Origin of the sequence: Catellatospora aurea (assembly GCF_042663325.1) — a bacterium.
Lineage (GTDB): Bacteria > Actinomycetota > Actinomycetes > Mycobacteriales > Micromonosporaceae > Catellatospora > Catellatospora aurea.
The window spans coordinates 98,584-117,305 of sequence record NZ_JBHTAC010000018.1 but is presented as its reverse complement, the minus strand read 5'-3'; the positions used below and the strand labels follow the sequence as shown (position 1 = coordinate 117,305).

At 72.5% G+C, this 18,722-nt stretch carries 15 protein-coding genes; 2 read left to right on the top strand and 13 right to left on the bottom strand.

The window, feature by feature from the left end:
* Positions 1–33: 33 nt before the first annotated feature.
* The 3 genes from ACFQO7_RS19510 to ACFQO7_RS19500 form a co-directional block, all read right to left on the bottom strand.
* Entirely contained in the window at positions 34–1,038 is a 1,005-nt protein-coding gene (locus tag ACFQO7_RS19510) for a glycine betaine ABC transporter substrate-binding protein (protein ID WP_376807680.1), read from the bottom strand.
* 202 nt (positions 1,039–1,240) lie between these two features.
* Positions 1,241–1,966, bottom strand: coding sequence for an ABC transporter permease (locus tag ACFQO7_RS19505; protein ID WP_376807679.1), 726 nt, complete (start codon positions 1,964–1,966; stop codon positions 1,241–1,243).
* Between the two features lie 40 nt (positions 1,967–2,006).
* Positions 2,007–2,720 (bottom strand): ABC transporter permease, encoded by a 714-nt coding sequence (locus ACFQO7_RS19500; RefSeq protein ID WP_360540922.1) that lies wholly within the window; start codon positions 2,718–2,720, stop codon positions 2,007–2,009.
* A 2-nt stretch (positions 2,721–2,722) separates the two neighbouring features.
* Here ACFQO7_RS19500 and ACFQO7_RS19495 point away from each other — a divergent pair, with 2 nt between their 5' ends.
* Complete coding sequence (locus ACFQO7_RS19495; RefSeq protein ID WP_376807678.1) at positions 2,723–3,697, top strand: ABC transporter ATP-binding protein; 975 nt, start codon at positions 2,723–2,725, stop codon at positions 3,695–3,697.
* A 143-nt stretch (positions 3,698–3,840) separates the two neighbouring features.
* On the opposite strand, the gene ACFQO7_RS19490 is transcribed toward ACFQO7_RS19495, so the two are convergent.
* The 10 genes from ACFQO7_RS19490 to ACFQO7_RS19445 form a co-directional block, all read right to left on the bottom strand.
* The gene (locus tag ACFQO7_RS19490; RefSeq protein ID WP_376807677.1) at positions 3,841–5,433 is read right to left on the bottom strand and encodes an FAD-dependent monooxygenase; all 1,593 of its coding nucleotides are present in this window, start codon (positions 5,431–5,433) and stop codon (positions 3,841–3,843) included.
* Between the two features lie 116 nt (positions 5,434–5,549).
* On the bottom strand, positions 5,550–6,854 hold the full coding sequence (locus tag ACFQO7_RS19485; protein WP_376807676.1) for an MFS transporter: 1,305 nt from the start codon (positions 6,852–6,854) through the stop codon (positions 5,550–5,552).
* Positions 6,851–7,462, bottom strand: coding sequence for a helix-turn-helix domain-containing protein (locus ACFQO7_RS19480; RefSeq protein ID WP_376807675.1), 612 nt, complete (start codon positions 7,460–7,462; stop codon positions 6,851–6,853). Before ACFQO7_RS19480 ends, ACFQO7_RS19485 begins: the two co-directional genes overlap by 4 nt.
* A 186-nt stretch (positions 7,463–7,648) precedes the next feature.
* On the bottom strand, positions 7,649–10,192 hold the full coding sequence (locus ACFQO7_RS19475; RefSeq protein ID WP_376807674.1) for an ABC transporter permease: 2,544 nt from the start codon (positions 10,190–10,192) through the stop codon (positions 7,649–7,651).
* Positions 10,192–10,980: an ABC transporter ATP-binding protein gene (locus tag ACFQO7_RS19470; protein WP_376807673.1), complete on the bottom strand. Its 789-nt coding sequence runs from the start codon at positions 10,978–10,980 to the stop codon at positions 10,192–10,194. Before ACFQO7_RS19470 ends, ACFQO7_RS19475 begins: the two co-directional genes overlap by 1 nt.
* A 196-nt stretch (positions 10,981–11,176) precedes the next feature.
* Positions 11,177–13,729 (bottom strand): ABC transporter permease, encoded by a 2,553-nt coding sequence (locus tag ACFQO7_RS19465; RefSeq protein WP_376807672.1) that lies wholly within the window; start codon positions 13,727–13,729, stop codon positions 11,177–11,179.
* On the bottom strand, positions 13,726–14,508 hold the full coding sequence (locus ACFQO7_RS19460) for an ABC transporter ATP-binding protein (RefSeq protein ID WP_376807671.1): 783 nt from the start codon (positions 14,506–14,508) through the stop codon (positions 13,726–13,728). Before ACFQO7_RS19460 ends, ACFQO7_RS19465 begins: the two co-directional genes overlap by 4 nt.
* Before the next feature lie 74 nt (positions 14,509–14,582).
* On the bottom strand, positions 14,583–15,254 hold the full coding sequence (locus ACFQO7_RS19455) for a response regulator (protein WP_275412091.1): 672 nt from the start codon (positions 15,252–15,254) through the stop codon (positions 14,583–14,585).
* 13 nt (positions 15,255–15,267) lie between these two features.
* On the bottom strand, positions 15,268–16,569 hold the full coding sequence (locus ACFQO7_RS19450) for a sensor histidine kinase (protein ID WP_376807670.1): 1,302 nt from the start codon (positions 16,567–16,569) through the stop codon (positions 15,268–15,270).
* A gap of 22 nt (positions 16,570–16,591) precedes the next feature.
* Positions 16,592–17,476, bottom strand: a complete 885-nt coding sequence (locus ACFQO7_RS19445) for a RecB family exonuclease (protein WP_376807669.1) — start codon at positions 17,474–17,476, stop codon at positions 16,592–16,594.
* Between the two features lie 79 nt (positions 17,477–17,555).
* On the opposite strand from ACFQO7_RS19445, the gene ACFQO7_RS19440 reads away from it, so the two are divergent.
* On the top strand, positions 17,556–18,716 hold the full coding sequence (locus tag ACFQO7_RS19440; protein WP_376807668.1) for a M50 family metallopeptidase: 1,161 nt from the start codon (positions 17,556–17,558) through the stop codon (positions 18,714–18,716).
* Positions 18,717–18,722 lie beyond the last annotated feature (6 nt).

The following is an 18,722-nucleotide window of genomic DNA, read 5'->3' as shown; positions in this document are numbered from 1 at the left end:
CCAGGGGGAGCGGGCCGCCGGTGGTGGGGTGGGTCAGTTGGTGGTGAGGCTGCCGTCGGAGGAGAAGACCATGCCGAGGGTGGCCTTGCCGGTGGTCACCGCGGTCTTGGTCTGCGGGCCGCCGGTGTCGGCCTGCTGGAACGAGCCGAAGGTGATGCCGTAGGTCTTCTCCAGGCCGGGCTGGCAGAAGGCGCGCTGCGGGCACTCCGGCGGACCGGCGAGCACCGACGCCTGGCCGGAGCACTTGGCCGCGAAGTCGGACAGGGTCTTCAGCTGGTGCTGGTCGGCGAACGCCTTGGTCACCGCGTACGCGTTCTGGTCGGCGGCGGCCGAGGGCGCGCCCACGGTCAGCCCGGCCTTGGTGGCCAGCTCCTTCAGGGCCGCCACGGTCGCGGTGACGTCACCGCTGGCCTTGGGGGCGGCGTCCTTGCCGTTCTGCTTCTGGTTGAGGAACTCGGTGAGGGTCGCCGCGTACTCCGGGAACACCGTCAGCTCGCCCTTCTCCAGGGCCGCCTCGTACAGCTCGCGGTTGCCGGAGACCTGCACGGTGGCCTGGAAGCCGGCCGCGTTCAGGGCGATCTTGTACAGCTCGGCGAGGGTCTTGCTCTCCGGGAAGTTCGCCGCGCCGACCACGACCGGGCCGGACCCGCCGGACAGGCCCGTGGCCAGCCCCGCCTGCGCCGCGAACTCCTGCGCCGCGACCTCGGAGGTCTTGCGTTCGACCTCGACCGCCTTGTTCAGCGCGATCAGCTTCGGGGTGTCCAGCGCGGCGCCGACCTTGTCGACGGCTGCCAGCAGCGCGGGGGTGGACCGCTTGGCGTTGGCGACCGCGATGACGTTGTCGGCGTTCTGCAGGTGCTTGTCGTCGGCCAGGACCACGAGCTGGTCGCCGGCCACCGGCGCGCAGCCGGCGCCCGAGGCGGTCGCGGGGGCCTCGGTGCCCGAGGAGCCCGCCTGCCCGCAGCCGGTCAGCGCGAACGCCGCCGCGGCGACACCGGACAGCAGGAGGACGGACGCCCTCCGGGTGTGCGTTGCCATATTCAGCCTTCCGTCGTCTTCACTGCGAATGATGCGCAAAGGTCTTTCTTACTCCGTACCTGAGACATCCTTGCGATGAATTCGTGAACCGTGCTCGGCCTACCCGGGTCCGGCAGTTCGCAAACCGTTCACAAACGCAGGTCAGCCGCTCCTGGTGACCGCCCTGGGGTGACCGACGTCATGCCCGCTCAGGCTGTGTCGGTCACGAGCGGGCGGGCAGCGCGTCGGCGGCCGAGGCCGGTGGGCGGTGCCTGACGCGGCGCAGCGACTTGGGCAGCAGCGCCTTCTCGGCCAGGGCCAGCAGGCCCTCCACGGACAGGCAGAGCAGCGCCACCAGCAGGCCGCCGGCCAGCACCTGGCCGCCGCCCGCGGTCAGGCCCAGGCCGAAGCCCCGGCTGATGATCATGCCGAGGCCGCCGCCGTTGACGTACGCGGCCAGCGTCGCCGTCGCCAGCACCTGCACCGCGGCGACCCGGAACCCGTTGGCCAGGTACGGCACCGACAGCGGCAGCTCGACCTTGCGCAGCAGCTGCCAGCCGGACAGGCCCATGCCCCGGCCCGCGTCGCGCACCTCCGGATCGACCTCGCGCAGGCCCAGGTAGGCGTTGGCCAGCAGCGGCGGGATCGCGAACAGCGACAGCGACAGGATGATCGCGGGCGGCCCGAAGCCGATCACGGTGAGCGGGAAGATGGTGAGCAAGGCCACCGTCGGCACGGCGCGGCTGAGGTTGGTCACCGTCACCACCGCCGGGCCGCCCCGGCCGACGTGCCCCATCCACACGCCCAGCGGCCAGGCCACCGCGCAGCCCAGGGCCACCGCCGCCGCGGAGATCCACAGGTGCTCCACCGTGCGCGCGATGATTCCGTCAGGATTGGTCCAGTTCAGCGGGTCGTTCAGCCAGAGGATCGCGTCCTCGATCACGCTCATGCCGTCTCCTCGCCACACTGATTCGCTCGCTCGCGCTCGCTCATGCGGCCCTCCGGCGGGTCCACGGCATGATGGCGCGGCCGACAGCGAGCAGGAGCAGGTCCAGCACCAGGGCGAGCGCCACGCAGAGCAGCGTCGCGGTCATGATCTGCGGGCGGTAGAAGTTGCTGTTGAAGCCCCCGATGATCAGCTCGCCGAGGCCGCCCCAGCCGGCGATCTCGCCGACCGTGACCAGCGCCACCGTCGAGACCGTGGCGATGCGCAGGCCGGTCATGATGCCGGGCAGCGCCAGCGGCAGTTCGATGCGCCACAGCATGGCACGCTTGCCGTAGCCCATGCCGCGGGCGCTGTCGAGCACGTCGGCGGGCACCTGGCGCAGCGCGGTCAGCGTATTGCGCACGATGGTGAGCAGCGCGTACATCGTCAGTCCGATCAGCACCGTGGTCGGCGCGACGATGCCGGTGAACGGCGCGAGGAACGCGAACAGCGCCAGCGAGGGGATGGTGTAGAGCACACCGGTGAAGCCCAGGATCGGCCCGGCCAGCGAACCGACGCGGTATGCCAGGACCGCCAGCGGGATCGCGATCACCGTCGCCAGCACCACAGCGACTATGGTCAGGTAGAGGTGTTCGCGCAGCGCGGCGAGCAGGGTGTCGGCGTTCTGGCTGACGTAGCTCCACGAGAACCAGGGGTTACGCGGATCGTCGCCCGGTGCGCCCCAGACGAGCACAGCGTCGTTGACCTTGGAGGGCATAGGTGAACCGTACCGCTGCGGTGTCGATCAGGCTGGACGGCGTACGCAAGCAGTACGACGACGGCACGGTCGCGGTGCGGGAGCTGAGCCTGGAGCTGCCCGCCGGTGAGCTGACCGTGCTGGTCGGGCCGTCGGGCTGCGGCAAGTCCACCATCCTGCGGATGGTCAACCGGCTCATCGAGCCGTCGGCCGGGCGGATGTGGCTGGGCGAGGACGAGATCACCGCGGTGGACCCGATCGCGCTGCGCCGGCGCATCGGATACGTCATCCAGAACGTGGGCCTGTTCCCGCACCAGACCGTACGCGACAACGTCGGCACCGTGCCGAAGCTGCTCGGCTGGCCCAAGGCGCAGGTCGCCGAACGTACGGCGGAGCTGCTGGAGCTGGTCGGCCTGGACCCGCCCCGCTACGCGAACCGCTACCCGCACGAGCTGTCGGGCGGGCAGCGCCAGCGCGTCGGGGTGGCCCGCGCGCTGGCCGCCGACCCGGTGGTGCTGCTGATGGACGAGCCCTTCTCGGCCGTCGACCCGATCGTGCGCGGGCGGCTGCAGGACGAGTTCCTGCGGCTGCAGCAGACCGTCCGCAAGACCATCGTGTTCGTGACGCACGACGTGGACGAGGCCGTACGCCTCGGTGACCGCATCGCGGTGTTGTCCGAGGGCGGCCGGCTGGAGCAGTTCGCGCCTCCGGCAGAGCTGCTGGCCAAGCCCGCGAACACGTTCGTCGCCGAGTTCGTCGGCGCGGACCGTGGCATCAAGCTGCTGGCCGTGACCCCGATCCCGCGCGAGGGCCTGCGCCCGCTGCCGGACGGCGACCAGGAGGGCCAAGAGGCCCCGTCGGTAGCGGTGGACGGCACCTTGCGCGACGCGCTCGCCGCGCTCCTGGAGGGCGACACCGGCTGGGTCGTGGTCCGCGACGGCCTCGACGTCCTCGGCATCCTCACCCCCGAGGACGTCTACGCGGTGCTGCGCCGCTGACCCGCCCCGCCGCCGTCCACATCCCGGACGGCCTCCGGCCGGGGTTCGGTGCGGGCGTTCGCCTCACCAAGGTCATCGGACTTGCCCGGCACCTGCGGGAAAGCGGGCTCAAGATACGCACAGGTGCCGGGCAAGTCGAACGATCATGGCGTGGTGGGCGGGCCGAACCAGGCGGTGAGGGCGTCGGGGAGGCCGGTGGGGTCGTCCGGGGCAGGGCCGGCCCAGGCGACATAGCCGTCGGGGCGGATCAGCATGGCCGGGGGAGCGCCGGGGTCGCGCGGTGCCGCATGCACCAGGTCGACGCGGTCGCGCCAGGGGGACAACGTGGCGGCCAGGGCCGTGCCGCCGGTCAGGTCGAGCAGGATCGGTCGCGCGCCGTGTTGCAGCAACGCGAGCCGGACCCGTCGGCCGTCGTGCATAAGCCGCAGGTCAGGGGCCATCCGGCCGAGCAGGGGATGACCATCACCCATCGGGTATGGCAGATCCAGACCCGCGACGGCCTCGGCGACCTCGCGCAGGAACCCGGGCTCGCGCAGGCGCGCCGCGTACCGCTCCCGCCGGGCGGTCACCTCGTCGCCGGGGGCCATCAGCTCGGCCTGCTCCCGCGTGCGGTCCAGGGCCCGCCGGGCCTGCGGCACGCGCTCGGCGGCATAGCTGTCCAGCAGCCCCTCCGGGGCCTGGCCACGCACCACCAGAGCCAGCTTCCAGGCCAGGTTGACCACGTCCTGCAGGCCGAGGTTCAGGTTGGACCCGCCGAAACCGGCGAAGACGTGCGCGGCGTCGCCTGCCACGAACACCCGGCCGGCGCGGTACGGGTCGGCCAGCCGGTTGTTGCGGTCGGTGAGCCTGCGCAGGATCCACGGCCGGCCGTCGGCGGGCGGATCGGCGACCGGAACGTCCGCGCCGACCACCCGGGACAGGCTCGCCCGCGCCTCGCCGACCGACATGGCGGCCTGCTCGCCGGGTGCTTCGGCGTCCCACTCGTGGGTGCTCAGCACGTGCACCCCGGGCATGAACGAGGCGAACGAGAACGCCCCGTACGCCGTGCGGTGCAGCTGGTACGGCCGGTAGACCGTGCCGTCGGCGGCGCGCAGCGCGCCGGCCGGCGTCAGCGCGGTCCGGGGCAGCACCACGTGCGCCATGCGGATCACGACCTCGCGGCTGGTCTCGCCGGGAAAGCCGATCCCGGCGGCCTTGCGCACGGCGCTGTGCGACCCGTCGCAGCCCACGAGGTACGCCGCCCGCAGCCGGTAGGGCCCGTCCGGGCCGTCGACCTCCACGGTGACGCCGTCGCCGTCCTGGACCAGCCCGGTGAACGTGTGTCCACGCCGGATCTCCGCACCCAGCGCGAGGGCGTGCCGTTCGAACGTCTCCTCCATCCGTCGCTGCGGCACCGCGAGCACGTGCAGCGGGTTGGCCTCGCGCAGGCGGCGCAGGTCGAGCCGGAACCCGGCGTGCGAGAAGGCGCGCACGGGGCGGGGCCGGTCGCCGTACGCCCCGGTGAACCAGCGCTGGACCAGCGCCTTCGGCCCACTGCTGTGGCGGGCCAGGGCACGGTAGAGGCCCCGCCGGTAGAGCACGGTCACCACCTGGCCGACCAGCCCGTTGGCCCGCGGCACCGGGTCGGGCTCGGCGCGCTGTTCCAGCACCACCACGCGAACGCCGCCCAGCCGCAGCTCGGCCGCGAGCAGCAGCCCGGTCGGCCCGCCCCCGGAGATCACCACATCGGCGTCCATCGCCCGCCTCCCCTCGATCGTTGTGTCAACCGTAGTTGACACAACGCGAGAGCGTCAACCTGGGTTGACAGCGCTTCTGGATCTAGATGGTTTCTGGTCGCCCTGGCGACAACAAATCATCTGGATCCACTCGAGATCGGTTCGCCGTCGCGAGCCGAGGCGTCGCCGGGCCGTGGCGCGGGCGGATCGGTGGGTGATGCGGGCGGGTGAGTAGGGAGTGATTGCGGCTGGTGGCGGTCGAGTTGGCGCCAGGTGCCTGGGGAGAGCGCCGGCAGCAGTGTCGCGCCGAGGTAGCACGCGCCGAAGACCAGCAGGGCCGGGGTGAGTCCGACGTGCTCCACCGCCCAGCCGCCGAGCAGGCCGCCCAGCGGGATGCCCGCGAACCCGATCGCGTTGGACAGGCTGAGCACCCGGGCCTGCAGGTGCTCGGGCACCCGCTCGAACATGGTAGCGGCCAGGATCGGGTTGACTGCGGCCATCGCGAGCCCGGACCCGAAGGCCGCCACCAGCACCAGCGTCAGCTCGTCGGACAGCGCCATCACGGCCAGCCGGGGGGAGCCGCCGATCAGGAACCCGATGGTGAACACGGCATAGCGGGGCGCACGTGGCGCGAGCGCGGTGAAGACCAGGTTGCCCAGCACCGCGCCGAGCCCGAACGCGCCGCTCACCCAGCCCAGCGCCTCCGGCGAGCCGAGCACCTCGTCGATCCAGACGGGCACGAACACCGCCCCGTTGGCCTGGTCGGCCAGGTTCGTCACGAACAGCATGGCCAGGATGCCCAGCATCAGCCGGTCGCCGCGCAGGTACGCCACACCGCCGCGCAGCGCGGTCAGGTACGGCTCCGGCGGCGCGGCGGCGGTGTCCGTGGCGCGGACGGGCACCAGCGCGGCCACCAGCACCGCGCACGCCACGAACGAGACGCCGTCGAGCAGCACCGTGCGCGGCGCGCCCAGTGCGGCGATCAGCACCCCGCCCAGAGCCGCGCCGAGCAGCCCGGCCAGCCGGTTCGCGCCGTCGTAGACGGTGGTGGCACGGGTCGTGTCCACCCCCGACGCGGTGATCGTCGAGGGCAGCAGCACCCGCTTGGCGCAGTCGCCGAGCCCGCGCAGCGCCCCGGCGAGCACGAGCAGCACCAGCAGCACCCCGAACCCGCCGCGCTGCCCGAACGCCACCGCCGCCATCACCGCGGCGCTGGCCAGGTCGGCGACGATGGACACCCGGCGCGGCCCGATCCGGTCGACCAGCGGCGCGCCGAGCGGTCCGATCAGGACGTACGGCAGCAGCTCGGCCGCGGCGGCCAGGCCCATCCGGGACGGGCTGCCGGTGGTCTCCAGCACCAGCCACGGGATCGCCAGGAACGTCAGCACACTGCCGACCCGCGACACGGTGCCCGCGATCAGTAGTCCGACCAGGCCTTTCACGAGCCCTCCCCGGACGGAGCCGCCTCGGACGGAGCCGCCTCGGACGGAGCCGCCTCAGGGAACGGCAGCACCTGGAACTGCACGTGGACCCGGGCGGTGCCCTCGGGCGCGGGGGAATCGAGGTCGAAGCGCCGGTAGCGCTCGAACACCGCGAACAGGTCGGCCTGCAGCTCCTTCGTCTCCTCGGGGGTGAGCTGCCCGGTCCAGTCGCTGATCGTGCCGACGCGCTGCCATTGCGGCGGGCGGGTGGCGTACTCGTCGAGGGCGCGGTCGACGCGGGCGGCGTACTGGGCGGCCACGGCGCGCAGGTAGGCCTCGAAGTCCCCGAACGACTCGGGTTCGACGTGGTCCACGGTGGTGCCCCGGTGCGCGGCCCGCCACCAGCGTTCGCGGTTGTTGCCCCGGGCCGGCTCGTCGGTCACGAAGCCGTAGAGCGCGAGCTGCCGCAGGTGATAACTCGTGGCCGCGCTGGACTGCCCGAGCTGCGCCGCGAGCAGGGTGGCGGTGGACGGCCCCCGTTCCCGTAGCAGCCCGAGCAGGCGTACGCGTAGCGGATGGGCGAGCCCGCGCAACGTGCGCGGATCAAGAGTGATGCGATCAGCGGCCATAACCGCCAACATATCTTTGCAAAGATTCCTTGGCAATCCATCCCCCGGCGGATCTGCGCCGGTGACCCTCGGGCCGACGCGCCCCTGCCGCGTCGGCGTGGTGAGAACGCCCAGCTCAACCCTGGTCAAATGAAAGGAAGGGCACCTTCTACAACGCAGAGCGTTGTGAAGGTGCCCTTCCTTTCCTCAGTCGTGGGCGATGGCGGTGAGGACGTTGATGCGGGCGGCGCGGGTGGCGGGGAGGGCGGCGGCGAGGACGCCGAGGATCGCGCCGGCGGCGAGGTAGACGCCGATGGCGGGCCAGGGGATGGCCAGGGTGCTCAGGCCCTCGTCGGCCAGGCCCTGGACGACGGCCGCGCCGAGGCCGATGCCGACGGCGACACCGAGGAGCACACCGAACACGGTGATCACCACGGCCTCGACGGTGATCATGCGCATGGTGGCCGCGCGGCTGAGGCCGATGGCGCGCAGCAGGCCCAGCTCGCGGGTGCGTTCCAGGACCGACAGGGCCAGGGTGTTGATGACGCCGAGCACCGCGATGACGATGGCCAGGCCCAGCAGGATCTGGATCATCAGCAGCATCTGCGCGCCCTCGCCCAGTTCCCGGTCCAGGTACTGCTGCTCGTCCTCGACCAGCATCTCGGGGCTGTCGACGAGCAGCGCCTCCAGGCCCTGGCGGGCCGCGGCGGCGTCCGCGCCGTCGGCCAGCCGGACGTACGCGAACGACGGCTGCGGGAAGCGCATGCCCGGCACCACGTCGGTGCCGAAGATGTAGCCGCCGTAGAACGGCGCCCGCTGGTAGACACCGGTGATCCGGTACGACGTCGGCGAGCCCTTGGGCAGTTTGACGGTGACCGTGCTGCCGACGGTCAACCCGGCCTGGGCCGCGTTCTGGTCGTCGACGACGACCTCGCCCGGTCCGGGCTGGGCGAGCGAACCCGCGACGGTGACCAGGGACAGGTCCCGGACGACGGCCGGCAGGTCGGTCACCGCGGACGCCCCGCTCGGCTCCTCGTTGATCAGTGCCTGGTCGTTGTACTCGGCGGCGACCGTGGCGATGCCGGGCACCGCCCGCATCCGCGGCAGCAGCGCCTCGTCGAACGTCGGCAGCATGCCGGGCGACTCCTGACCCGAGATGATCAGGTCGGCCTGGAAGCCCGTCTCGGCGTCACCGCGCAGGCTGCGGTCGGCCGAGGTGATCGTGGTGTTCACGCCCGTGATCAGGGCGACGCCGACCATGAGCGCGGCCGCGGTGATGGCGGTGCGGCGCGGGTTGCGCCCGGAGTTGAGCCGGCCCAGCCGTCCCGGCACCGACCAGGAGAACAGCCGGCCGAGCACGGAAACCACCGGGCGGGCCAGCACCGGGCTCAGCAGCGACACCCCGACGAAGGTGGCGAGCACCCCGCCGAGCAGCAGCCACATCACCGCGTCGCCGCTGGTGGCGAGCCCGAACGCGATCGAGCCCGCGCCCAGCGCGCCGATCACGGCGCCGCTGACCGTCAGCTTGGTCAGCGGCCGGTCCGGGGTGGCGACCTCCTGCAGGGCGGCGACCGGGGGCACCCGGGACGCGCGCACCGCGGGCAGCAGCGCGGCGATCACCGTGACGCCGATGCCGACGGCGAACGCGCTGATCACCGCGGCGAGCGGCACGCCGATGGAGGCGAGCACGATGCTGCTGAAGTCGGCGGCGAACTTCGCCAGCAGCGCGCCGACGCCGACGCCCGCGGCCAGGCCGAGCACCGAGGCGAGCAGCCCGATGGCCAGCGCCTCGACCATGACCGAGCCGATGACCTGGCGGCGGCTCGCGCCCAGCGCCCGGCTGAGCGCCAGCTCCTTCGTGCGCTGCGCCACGATGATCGAGAACGTGTTCAGGATGAGGAAGGTGCCGACGAACAGCGCCACCCCGGCGAAACCGAGCAGGATGTTGTTGAACAGGTCCAGGACCGTCTTGAAGCCGCCCGCGATGGCCGCCGCGGCCTCCTGGCCGGTCTGCACCACGTACTGCTCGCCGAGCCGCGACTTGATCGCGTCGCGCAGGGCGGCCGGGTCGGTGCCGGGCGCGGCGGTCACGCTCAGGCTGGTGTACGCCCCCGGCGTGCCCAGCATCAGCTCCTGCGCCACCGGCTCGGTGAACCGGACCTCGTGCACCGGCCCGCGGCCGGGCAGCCCGCCCTCGTAACCGAACACGCCGACCAGCGTGAACATCTTCTTGGGCTCGGTGGTGAGCACACCGACCCGGTCGCCGACCTTGAGCTTGCTCAGCTCGGCCAGCGTCACGTTGATCGCGATCTCGTCGGCGGCCGCCGGGCCGCGCCCCTCGCGCAGCTCCAGGCCGCCGGTCTCGCCGGTCCAGTTCGCGCCGAAGCGCGGCGGGCCGAACGAGCCGACGACCTTGCCGTCCGCGCCGATCACGCGGGCGCCGTCGGCCTGCACCTCGCCGACGACCTGCGCGACACCCGGCACGGCGGCCACCGCGTCGCGGTCGGCGGCGGCGAGCATGCCGGGCACCGGCTCGCCCTCCAGTTCGGACACGTCGATGGCCGGCCGGGCGGTGACCAGCACGTCGGTCTCGGCCATCGCCGAGGAGAACATGTTGTCGAACGAGCGGCCCAGCGCGTCGGTCAGCACGAACGAGCCGGACACGAACATCACGCCCAGCAGCACGGCCAGGCCCGACAGGACCAGGCGCAGCTTGCGGGCGAGCAGGCTCTTCAGGGTGGCGCGCAGCATCAGAGCTCGGTCTCCGGCTGCGCGGCGCGGTCCAGGCTCTTCAGCGTGTCCAGCACACGCTCCGGGGTGGGCCCGGTGAGTTCGGCGACGATCCGGCCGTCGGCCAGGAAGATCACCCGGTCGGCGTACGAGGCGGCGACGGCGTCGTGGGTGACCATGACGATGGTCTGGCCGTACTCGGTGACGCTGCGGCGCAGGAAGCCCAGCACCTCGGCGCCGGAGCGGCTGTCCAGGTTGCCGGTCGGCTCGTCGGCGAAGACGACGTCGGGCCGGGAGACGAGCGCGCGGGCGCAGGCGACGCGCTGCTGCTGGCCGCCGGAGAGCTGGTTGGGGCGGTGGCCGAGCCGGTCGCCCAGGCCCACGGTGTCGATGACCGTCTTGAACCAGTCCTGGTCGGGTTTGCGCCCGGCGATGGCCAGCGGGAGCAGGATGTTCTCCTGCGCGGTCAGCGTCGGCAGCAGGTTGAACTGCTGGAAGATGAAGCCGATCTTCTGGCGGCGCAGCCGGGTCAGCCCGGCGTCGGACAGGCCGGTGACCTCGGTGTCGCCGACGAAGACCTGGCCACGGCTGACCGAGTCCAAGCCTGCGAGGCAATGCATGAGGGTCGACTTGCCGGAGCCGGACGGCCCCATGATGGCGGTGAACCGGCCGCGTTCGAGCTCGACGTCCACCCCGCGCAGGGCCACCACCTGGGCCTCGCCGGAGCCGTACACCTTCCACACCTGGGATGCGCGGGCGGCGGAGGTCTCCACACGCTGGCGGATCAGGGGCGGGGCTGCTGTTGTCATGAGTTCTTCCCTCGGCCGGTCGACGAATGGACCGACCGGCCGCGTTGCCAAGGCGGGGCACGCGACCGGCCGGTGTACTCATCGTCAGCGGGGAAAGCGCCGCGGGCCTCGGCCCGCGGGGTGAGCGTCCCCCCGCTTCCGCACGCGGGGAAGGCCCCACGCCCGGGTCAGGGGCGACCCTGACCCGGGCGGGCGGCTACTCGTACGAGATGGCGTCCAGCACGTTGAGCCGGGCCGCCATCCGGGCCGGGATGACCGCCGCGAGCACCCCGGCCACGACCGCGGCCAGGAGGTACTGCGCCAGCTCCAGCCACGGGATCGCGATGACCGTCGCGAACTCCAGCGTCATCAGCGCCTTGGTGAACGCGGCCCCGAGACCGACCCCGAGGGCCAACCCGAGGAACACCCCGAACACGGTGATCAGCACCGACTCGACGGTGATCATCCAGACCAGGCCGCCCCGGCTCAGCCCGACCGCGCGGACCAGGCCCAGCTCGCGGGTGCGCTCGACGATGCTGAGCACCAGCGTGTTCAGAATGCCCAGCAGCGCGATGACCAGCGCCACCAGCAGCAGGATCTGCACCGCGATCAGCAGGAAGTCGTAGCTCGCGGTGGCCTGGTCGACGTAGGACTGCCGGTCGCCGACCTGCACGCCCGGGTAATCCTTCATGATCGTCTCGATCTTCTCGACGACCGGGGCCGCGTCGACGCCGTCGTTCAGCGACACGAAGCCCTGGAACGCCAGCGGCCCGGGGAAGTCCGCGACCGCGGGCTCGCCGACCAGGATGCCCTGGATGATCGGCGTCGCCCGGTACACGCCGACCACGGTGTAGTCGCGGGTCACCCCGCCGATCACCACCGGGGTCCGGTCGCCCGCCGTGAGCTTGAGCGTCTCGGCGGTGTTGTCGTCGAGCACCAGCTCCTGCGCGGCCAGGGTGCGGATCTGGCCGCCGGTCGCGTCGAAGGGGAACATGCGCGCGGCCTGGCCGACGTCGGTGGCGAAGATGCCGAACGCCTGCGGCTGCCCCGCCACGCTCACCCCGAGCGCGTCGAAGTGCCAGGCCGCGGCCTCCTTCACGCCCGGGATGGCGCGCACCTGGTCCAGCGCCTTCGGGTTGAAGCCCTGCCGGCCGTCCGGGGCGGCGGTCACGCTCGCCTGGATCATCACCTCCACGCCGATGTTCTCGCCCATGATGTCCTCCAGGCTGGTCTTGAAGGACTGGACGACGGTCGCGGTCATGCCGATCACGGTGACGCCGATGATGATCGCGGCGGCGGTGACGGCGGTGCGGCGCGGGTTGCGGGCCGCGTTGCGCACGCCGAGGTCACCGGCCGAGCCCCGGCCGACCAGCGCGCCCAGGCCGCGCACGATCGGGCGGGCCAGCAGCGGCGACAGCAGCAGCGCCCCGATGAACACCAGCACCGCGCCGGCCAGCAGGATCAGGAACGCGGTGCCGCCCAGATCGGCGAACGCGCCCAGCACCACCAGCCCGACTCCCGGCAGCGCGAAGGCCGCGCCGACGATGGACAGGGCCTTGAGCGACTTGTCCGGGCGCACCACGTCGCGCATCGCCGCGACCGGCGGCACCGACGAGGCGCGTACCGCGGGCACGAACGCGGCCACCAGCGTGACCACCACACCCAGCAGGTACGCCAGGATCACCGTGAGCGGCGCGACGACCAGCCCGGCGCTGGGCAGCTCCACCTCGCTGGTGATCGCCGCCTCGCCCGCCGCGGCCAGCCCGATGCCGGCCGCCAGGCCCACGGTCGCGCCGACGAGGCTGACCACCAGCGCCTCCAGCAGCACCGACCCGGCGACCTGACCCCACCCGGCGCCCAGCGCCCGCAGCAGCGCCAGCTCACGGGTGCGCTGCGCGACGATGATGTTGAAGGTGTTGAAGATCAGGAAGATGCCGACGATGCCCGCGACCACCGCGAACCCGATCAGGATGTACTTGAACACGTCGAACAGCACGCCGACCTGCGCCGACTGCTCCTCGCTGCTCTCCTGGCCGGTGAGCGCCTTGAACCCGGCGGGCAGTTTCTCCTCGATCCGCCGCTTCAGCTCGGTGTCGCCGACACCCTCCTCGGCCGCGAACGACGCGCCGCCGAACCGGCCGGTCTCGCCGTAGAACGTGCGCTGCGCGAACGCCTGCTGGAACATGACCACGACCTCGCCGGCGAGGCTGTCGCGGCCGCCGGAGTAGCCGGCCACGCCCACCACGGTGAACGAGCGCGGCTCGTTGAGCACCGGCAGGTACACCTTCAGTTGCTCGCCGCGCTTGACCTTGGCCAGTTCGGCGGTGTGCGCGGTGATCGCGATCTCGCCCTCGGCGGTGGGCCAGCGGCCCTCGCGCAGCTCGATCAGGCCCAGCGGGTCGTCGTTGCCGTCCACGCCGAAGCCGAGCGCGGCGTCGGCGCTGACCGGCTCGCCGTCAGTGGTCCGGAACGGGGTCACGCCCTGCGCGCTCACGTCCGGCGAGACGGCGCTCACGCCGTCGACCTCGGACAGGGTCTGCAGCTGTGCCTCGGTCAGCCGGGCCGGGTCGACCGCCTGCGGGTCCTTCGGCTGCACCACCACCGACACGTTCTGGTTGATGGTGCTGAACAGCGCGGTGAACCGCGCGTTCAGGGTGTCCGACAGCACCAGGCTGCCGGCCAGGAACGCCACCGACAGCACGATGGCGAAGACGGCCAGCGACAGGCGCAGTTTGCGCTGCAGCAGGCCGCGGAGGCTGGCCTTGATCATTCGGTGGCCCCCGTGGCCACGACGTCGAGGCGCTTGATCCGGTCGAGCACCGCGTCTGCGGTCGGCTCGGTCAGCTCGTCGACGATCTGCCCGTCGGCCAGGAAGATGACCCGGTCGGCGTAGCTGGCGGCGTTCGCGTCGTGGGTGACCATGACGATGGTCTGCCCGTGCTCGGTGACGCTGCGGCGCAGGAAGCTCAGGATCTCCGCGCCGGAGCGGCTGTCCAGGTTGCCGGTCGGCTCGTCGGCGAAGATGACCTCGGGCTGCGCGACGAGTGCGCGAGCACACGCGACCCGCTGCTGCTGGCCGCCGGACAGCTGGTTGGGCCGGTGCCCGAGCCGGTCGCCCAGGCCCACGGTCTCGATGACGGTCTTGAACCACTGCGGGTCGGGCTTGCGTCCGGCGATGGCCAGCGGGAGCAGGATGTTCTCCTCGGCGGTCAGCGTCGGCAGCAGGTTGAACTGCTGGAAGATGAAGCCCACCTTCTCCCGGCGCAGCCGGGTCAGGCCCGCGTCGCCCAGCCCGTTCAGCGCGGTGTCGCCGATGGCGAGCTGCCCTCGGGTGGCCGAGTCCAGGCCCGCCATGCAGTGCATCAGGGTGGACTTGCCACTGCCGGACGGGCCCATGATGGCCGTGAACCGGCCCCGTTCGAGCTCCACGTCGACGCCGCGCAGGGCGATCACCTGCGCCTCGCCCGAGCCGTACACCTTCCAGAGGTCTGTCGCGCGGGCAGCGGCGCCGGCGCCCGCGACGGGCCTGTCGGTTACCGGAGAAGTCATGCCCCACAGGCTGTCAGCGCCCGCCCAGCCCTCCCTCAGACCTGGGAACGGTCTTCCGGGCGGCGGGCTCCTCCTCAGGTAGTAGAGCCGGGTCGTACCAGCCCGGTCTCGTACGCCAGCACCACCGCCTGCACCCGGTCCCGTAACCCCAGCTTGGTCAGCATGTGCCCGACGTGCGTCTTGACCGTGGTCTCGCTGACCGTCAGCGCCCGCGCGATCTCGGCATTGGACAGTCCGCGGGCCACGTGCACCAGCACCTCGCGCTCGCGTTCGGTCAGCGTGCTCAGCGAGTGCGGCACGGTCGCGTCCGGATCGGGCAGCAGCCCCGCGAAGCGGTCCAGCAGGCGGCGCAGGATGCGCGGCGCGACCACGGCCTCGCCCGCGGCGACCGTGCGGATCGCGGCGACCAGCTCGTCGGCGGGCACGTCCTTGGCCAGGAAGCCGCTGGCCCCGGCGCGCAGCGCGCCGACCACGTAGTCGTCGAGGTCGAACGTGGTCAGGATGAGCACGTGCACGGGCAGCTTCGCCGCGGTGATGTCGCGGGTCGCGGCCACCCCGTCGCGGCGCGGCATGCGCACGTCCATCAGCACCACGTCGGGCAGCAGCCGCCGGGCCAGGTCCACCGCCTCCGCGCCGTCGGCGGCCTCGCCGACGATGTCCAGATCGGGCTCGGCGCCCAGCACCATGCGGAACCCGCTGCGCAGCAGCGGCTGGTCGTCGGCGAGCAGCACCCGGATCGGCTTCACCGCGAAACCACCGTCACCCTGCGACCTCCGCTTCCGTCTCCGGGACCGGCGCGCCCGCCGTCCCCGCCTGTTCGAGGGGGATCCGCGCGTGCACCCGGAACCCGCCGCCCGGACGGGGGCCGGTGCGCAGGGTGCCGCCGTACACCGCGACGCGCTCGCGCATGCCGAGCAGGCCGTGGCCGGTGACCGCGCCGATGGTGATCCCGTCTGCGGAGAGGGTACGCGCGTACGGCCCCCGCCCGGTGTCGAACACCTCGATGCTCAGCAGCCTGCCGTCGACGGCCAGCCGCACCTCGGCGCGCGCCGGTCCGGCGTGCTTGAGCGCGTTGGTCAGCGCCTCCTGCACGATCCGGTACGCCGTCAGCGCCACGCCCGGGTCGACCTCGCCCAGCTCGCCGTCCACCCGCAGCGACGTCGACAGCCCCGCCTCGCACACCTGCTCCACCAGCGAGCGCAGCGCGGACAGGCCCGGCTGCGGGCTGCGGTCGGCGTCGTCGTCGCGGGCGCTCTCCGAACGCAGCACGAACAGCAGCCGGCGCAGCTCGCGCAGCGTGGTGCGGCTGGTCTGCTCGATGGTGGCCAGCGCCTCGTCGGCGGCGGCCGGGTCGCGGTGCAGCATGCGCCGCGCGCCGGTGGACATCACGCCGATGACGCTGACGTGGTGGGCGACCACGTCGTGCAACTCCCGGGCGATCCGCCGGCGCTCCTCGGCGACCGCCTGCTCGGCGTGGGCCTGCCGGCTGCCCTCGGCGGCCAGGGCCCGCTCGGCCAGCGCCACCGACGCCTCCCGCCGCGCCCGCACGGTGCGTCCGATCAAGAAGGTGATCACCATCACCACGAGGTTGACGACCATCCCCGCGGACATGGAGATCATCTCCGAGCCGGTGGCATCGACGATCACGTCGTTGCGGTACGCCCACACCCACATCAGGTCGTTGACCAGCCACAGCGCCAGCGTGGCCAGCACGGCACGCCACCACCGCTCGTACGCGGCCGCCGTGTACGCCAGCACCCACAGCGCGACGCCCTGCCCGCCCATCAGCGACTGCGGCCACAGCAGGCCGATCGCGGTGAACGCGGCGGTCGTCGCGACACCCAGCCACAGGTGGGTGCGCCGCAGCACCACGGGCAGCAGCGTCACCGCGCACCACAGCAGCGTGGCAGCACTGGTCCGCATGCCCCAGCCGGGCTCGGCGTACGCCAGGCTGACCTGCACCACGAACAGCCCGGCGGCCAGCGCGGTGTCCGCGCGCAGCGGCGTCCACCAGGCGGGCTTCCACCAGCTCAGGCGCTGCGTCAGGGGTGTGAGGGGCACGCGGGCAGGCTACCCGGTCGGCTCACCCCTCGGGCTGGGCCGCGGCCAGCCGGGCCTGCCTGCTGTCCACCGTCTGCACCGTCACCTGCTGCGGGAACGGCGGCATGGTGCCCCCGAACTCCGGGCAGCGCTGCTGGTGGCTGCACCACGCGCACAGCTTGCTCGGCTTGGGCCGGAAGTCCTGCGCGGCCGTCGCGGTCTCGATCGCCTTCCACAGCGCGAACAGCGTCTTCTCGAACCGGGTCAGCTCCTCGGCGTCCGGGGTGTAGTCGCACACCTCGGCGTCCTTGAGGTAGAGCAGCCGCAGCACCCGCGGCACCACGCCCCGGGTGCGCCACAGCACCAGCGCGTAGAACTTCAGCTGGAACAGCGCCCGCGCCTCGAACGCCTCCCGCGGCGCGCCGCCGGTCTTGTAGTCCACCACCCGGATCGCGCCGTCGGGCGACACGTCGAGCCGGTCGATGTAGCCGCGGATCAGCAGCTGCTGCTCACCCTGCGCGCCCAGCACCGCCTCGATCAGCTGCTCGCGCTCGGCCGGCTCCAGCCGCCGCGGGTCCTCCACGGCGAAGTAGCCGCCGAGCAGGTCGGTGGCCGAGGACAGGAACTCCTCGCGGCTCATCGCCTGCTCGGCGTCGAACAGCGTGGCCAGCTCGGGCTGCTCGGCGACCAGCCGCTCCCACTGGGGCGTGACCATCTCGTCGGCCACCGCGCGGGTGCGCTGCGCGGCGGGGGAGTCGAACAGCTTCTCCAGCACCGCGTGCACCAGCGTGCCGCGCACCTGCTCCGGGGTCGGCTGCTCGGGGATGCGGTCGATGCTGCGGAAACGGTAGAGCAGGGGACAGGTCTTGAAGTCGGCCGCCCGCGACGGCGACAGCGAGGGGAGGGGGACACTTGCCTGCTCGGTCATGACCCACAGGTTAGGCGAGCGGTACGACGGGGCCCCGCACGCCGCCACGACATAGCATGGTCACGATGGAGACGACGTCGTGAGCGATTCGACACCAAAGTCCGCTTCGCAGGGCGAGCGGAAATCCGGCTTCCAGGTCGGCCGCATCCTCGGGTTTCCGCTGCGTCTGAGCGCCTCGTGGGTGGTCATGTCGCTGCTGATCACCTGGTGGTACGGCGATCGCCTCGGCGACACCCTCCACCTCGACGGCGCCGCGCGCTACCTGGCCGGGCTCGGCTTCGTCGCGTGCCTGCTGCTGTCGGTGTTGTTACACGAACTCGGCCACGCGCTCACCGCCCGCCGCTACGGCATCGGCGTGAAGGGCATCACCCTGGACCTGCTCGGCGGCTACACCGAGTTCGACCACGACTCGCCGCGCCCCGGCGTCGAACTGGCCACCGCGCTGGCCGGGCCCGGCGTGTCCGCGCTGCTCGGCATCGGCTCGGTGATCGCCACGGTGCTGCTGCCCAACGGCACCATCGTCGACCAGATCGCCTTCCAGCTCGCCCTGTGCAACATCATCGTGGCGATCTACAACGCGCTGCCCGGCTGGCCGCTGGACGGCGGCCGGGCCCTGCGCGCCGTCGTCTGGGGCATCAAGGGCGACAAGGACGCGGGCCTGCTGTTCGCGGGCTGGTCGGGCCGGGTCGTCGCGGTCGCCACCGCGCTGATCTCGCTGTGGCTGTACTACACCGGCTGGTACCAGCTCGTCGGGGTGGTGTTCGGGCTGTTCGTCGCGTTCAGCATCTGGCAGGGCGCGGCCGGCGCGGTGATGACCGCGCGGGTGCGCTCGCGCTACCCGCTGGTCGACCCGGTGCGCCTGGCCCGGCCGCTGTTCACGGTGCCGACCGGCACCTCGCTGGCGGAGGCGACCCGGCGCGCGGCCGAGGCCGGGCAGACGGCCTCGGTGCTGGGCGTGGCCGATCCGGACGGGCGGCTCATCGCCCTGGTGGTGCCCGAGGCGGCGGCGGCCGTGCCGGAGCAGCGCCGGCCCTGGGTGACCGTGGAGACGCTGGCGCGCGGCATCGACGCGGTCGCGACCATCCCGTCGGCCGCCCGCGGCGCTGACGTGATCAAGCTCCTCCGGGGGGACCCGGCCACTCCTTACCTCGTGGTGGACGGGGAGAATGTAGTGGGCGTGCTCACCGTCATGGACGTGGTGCAGGTGCTCGACCCCGCGGCGCTCAAGGCCGCAAGCTGACTGAGA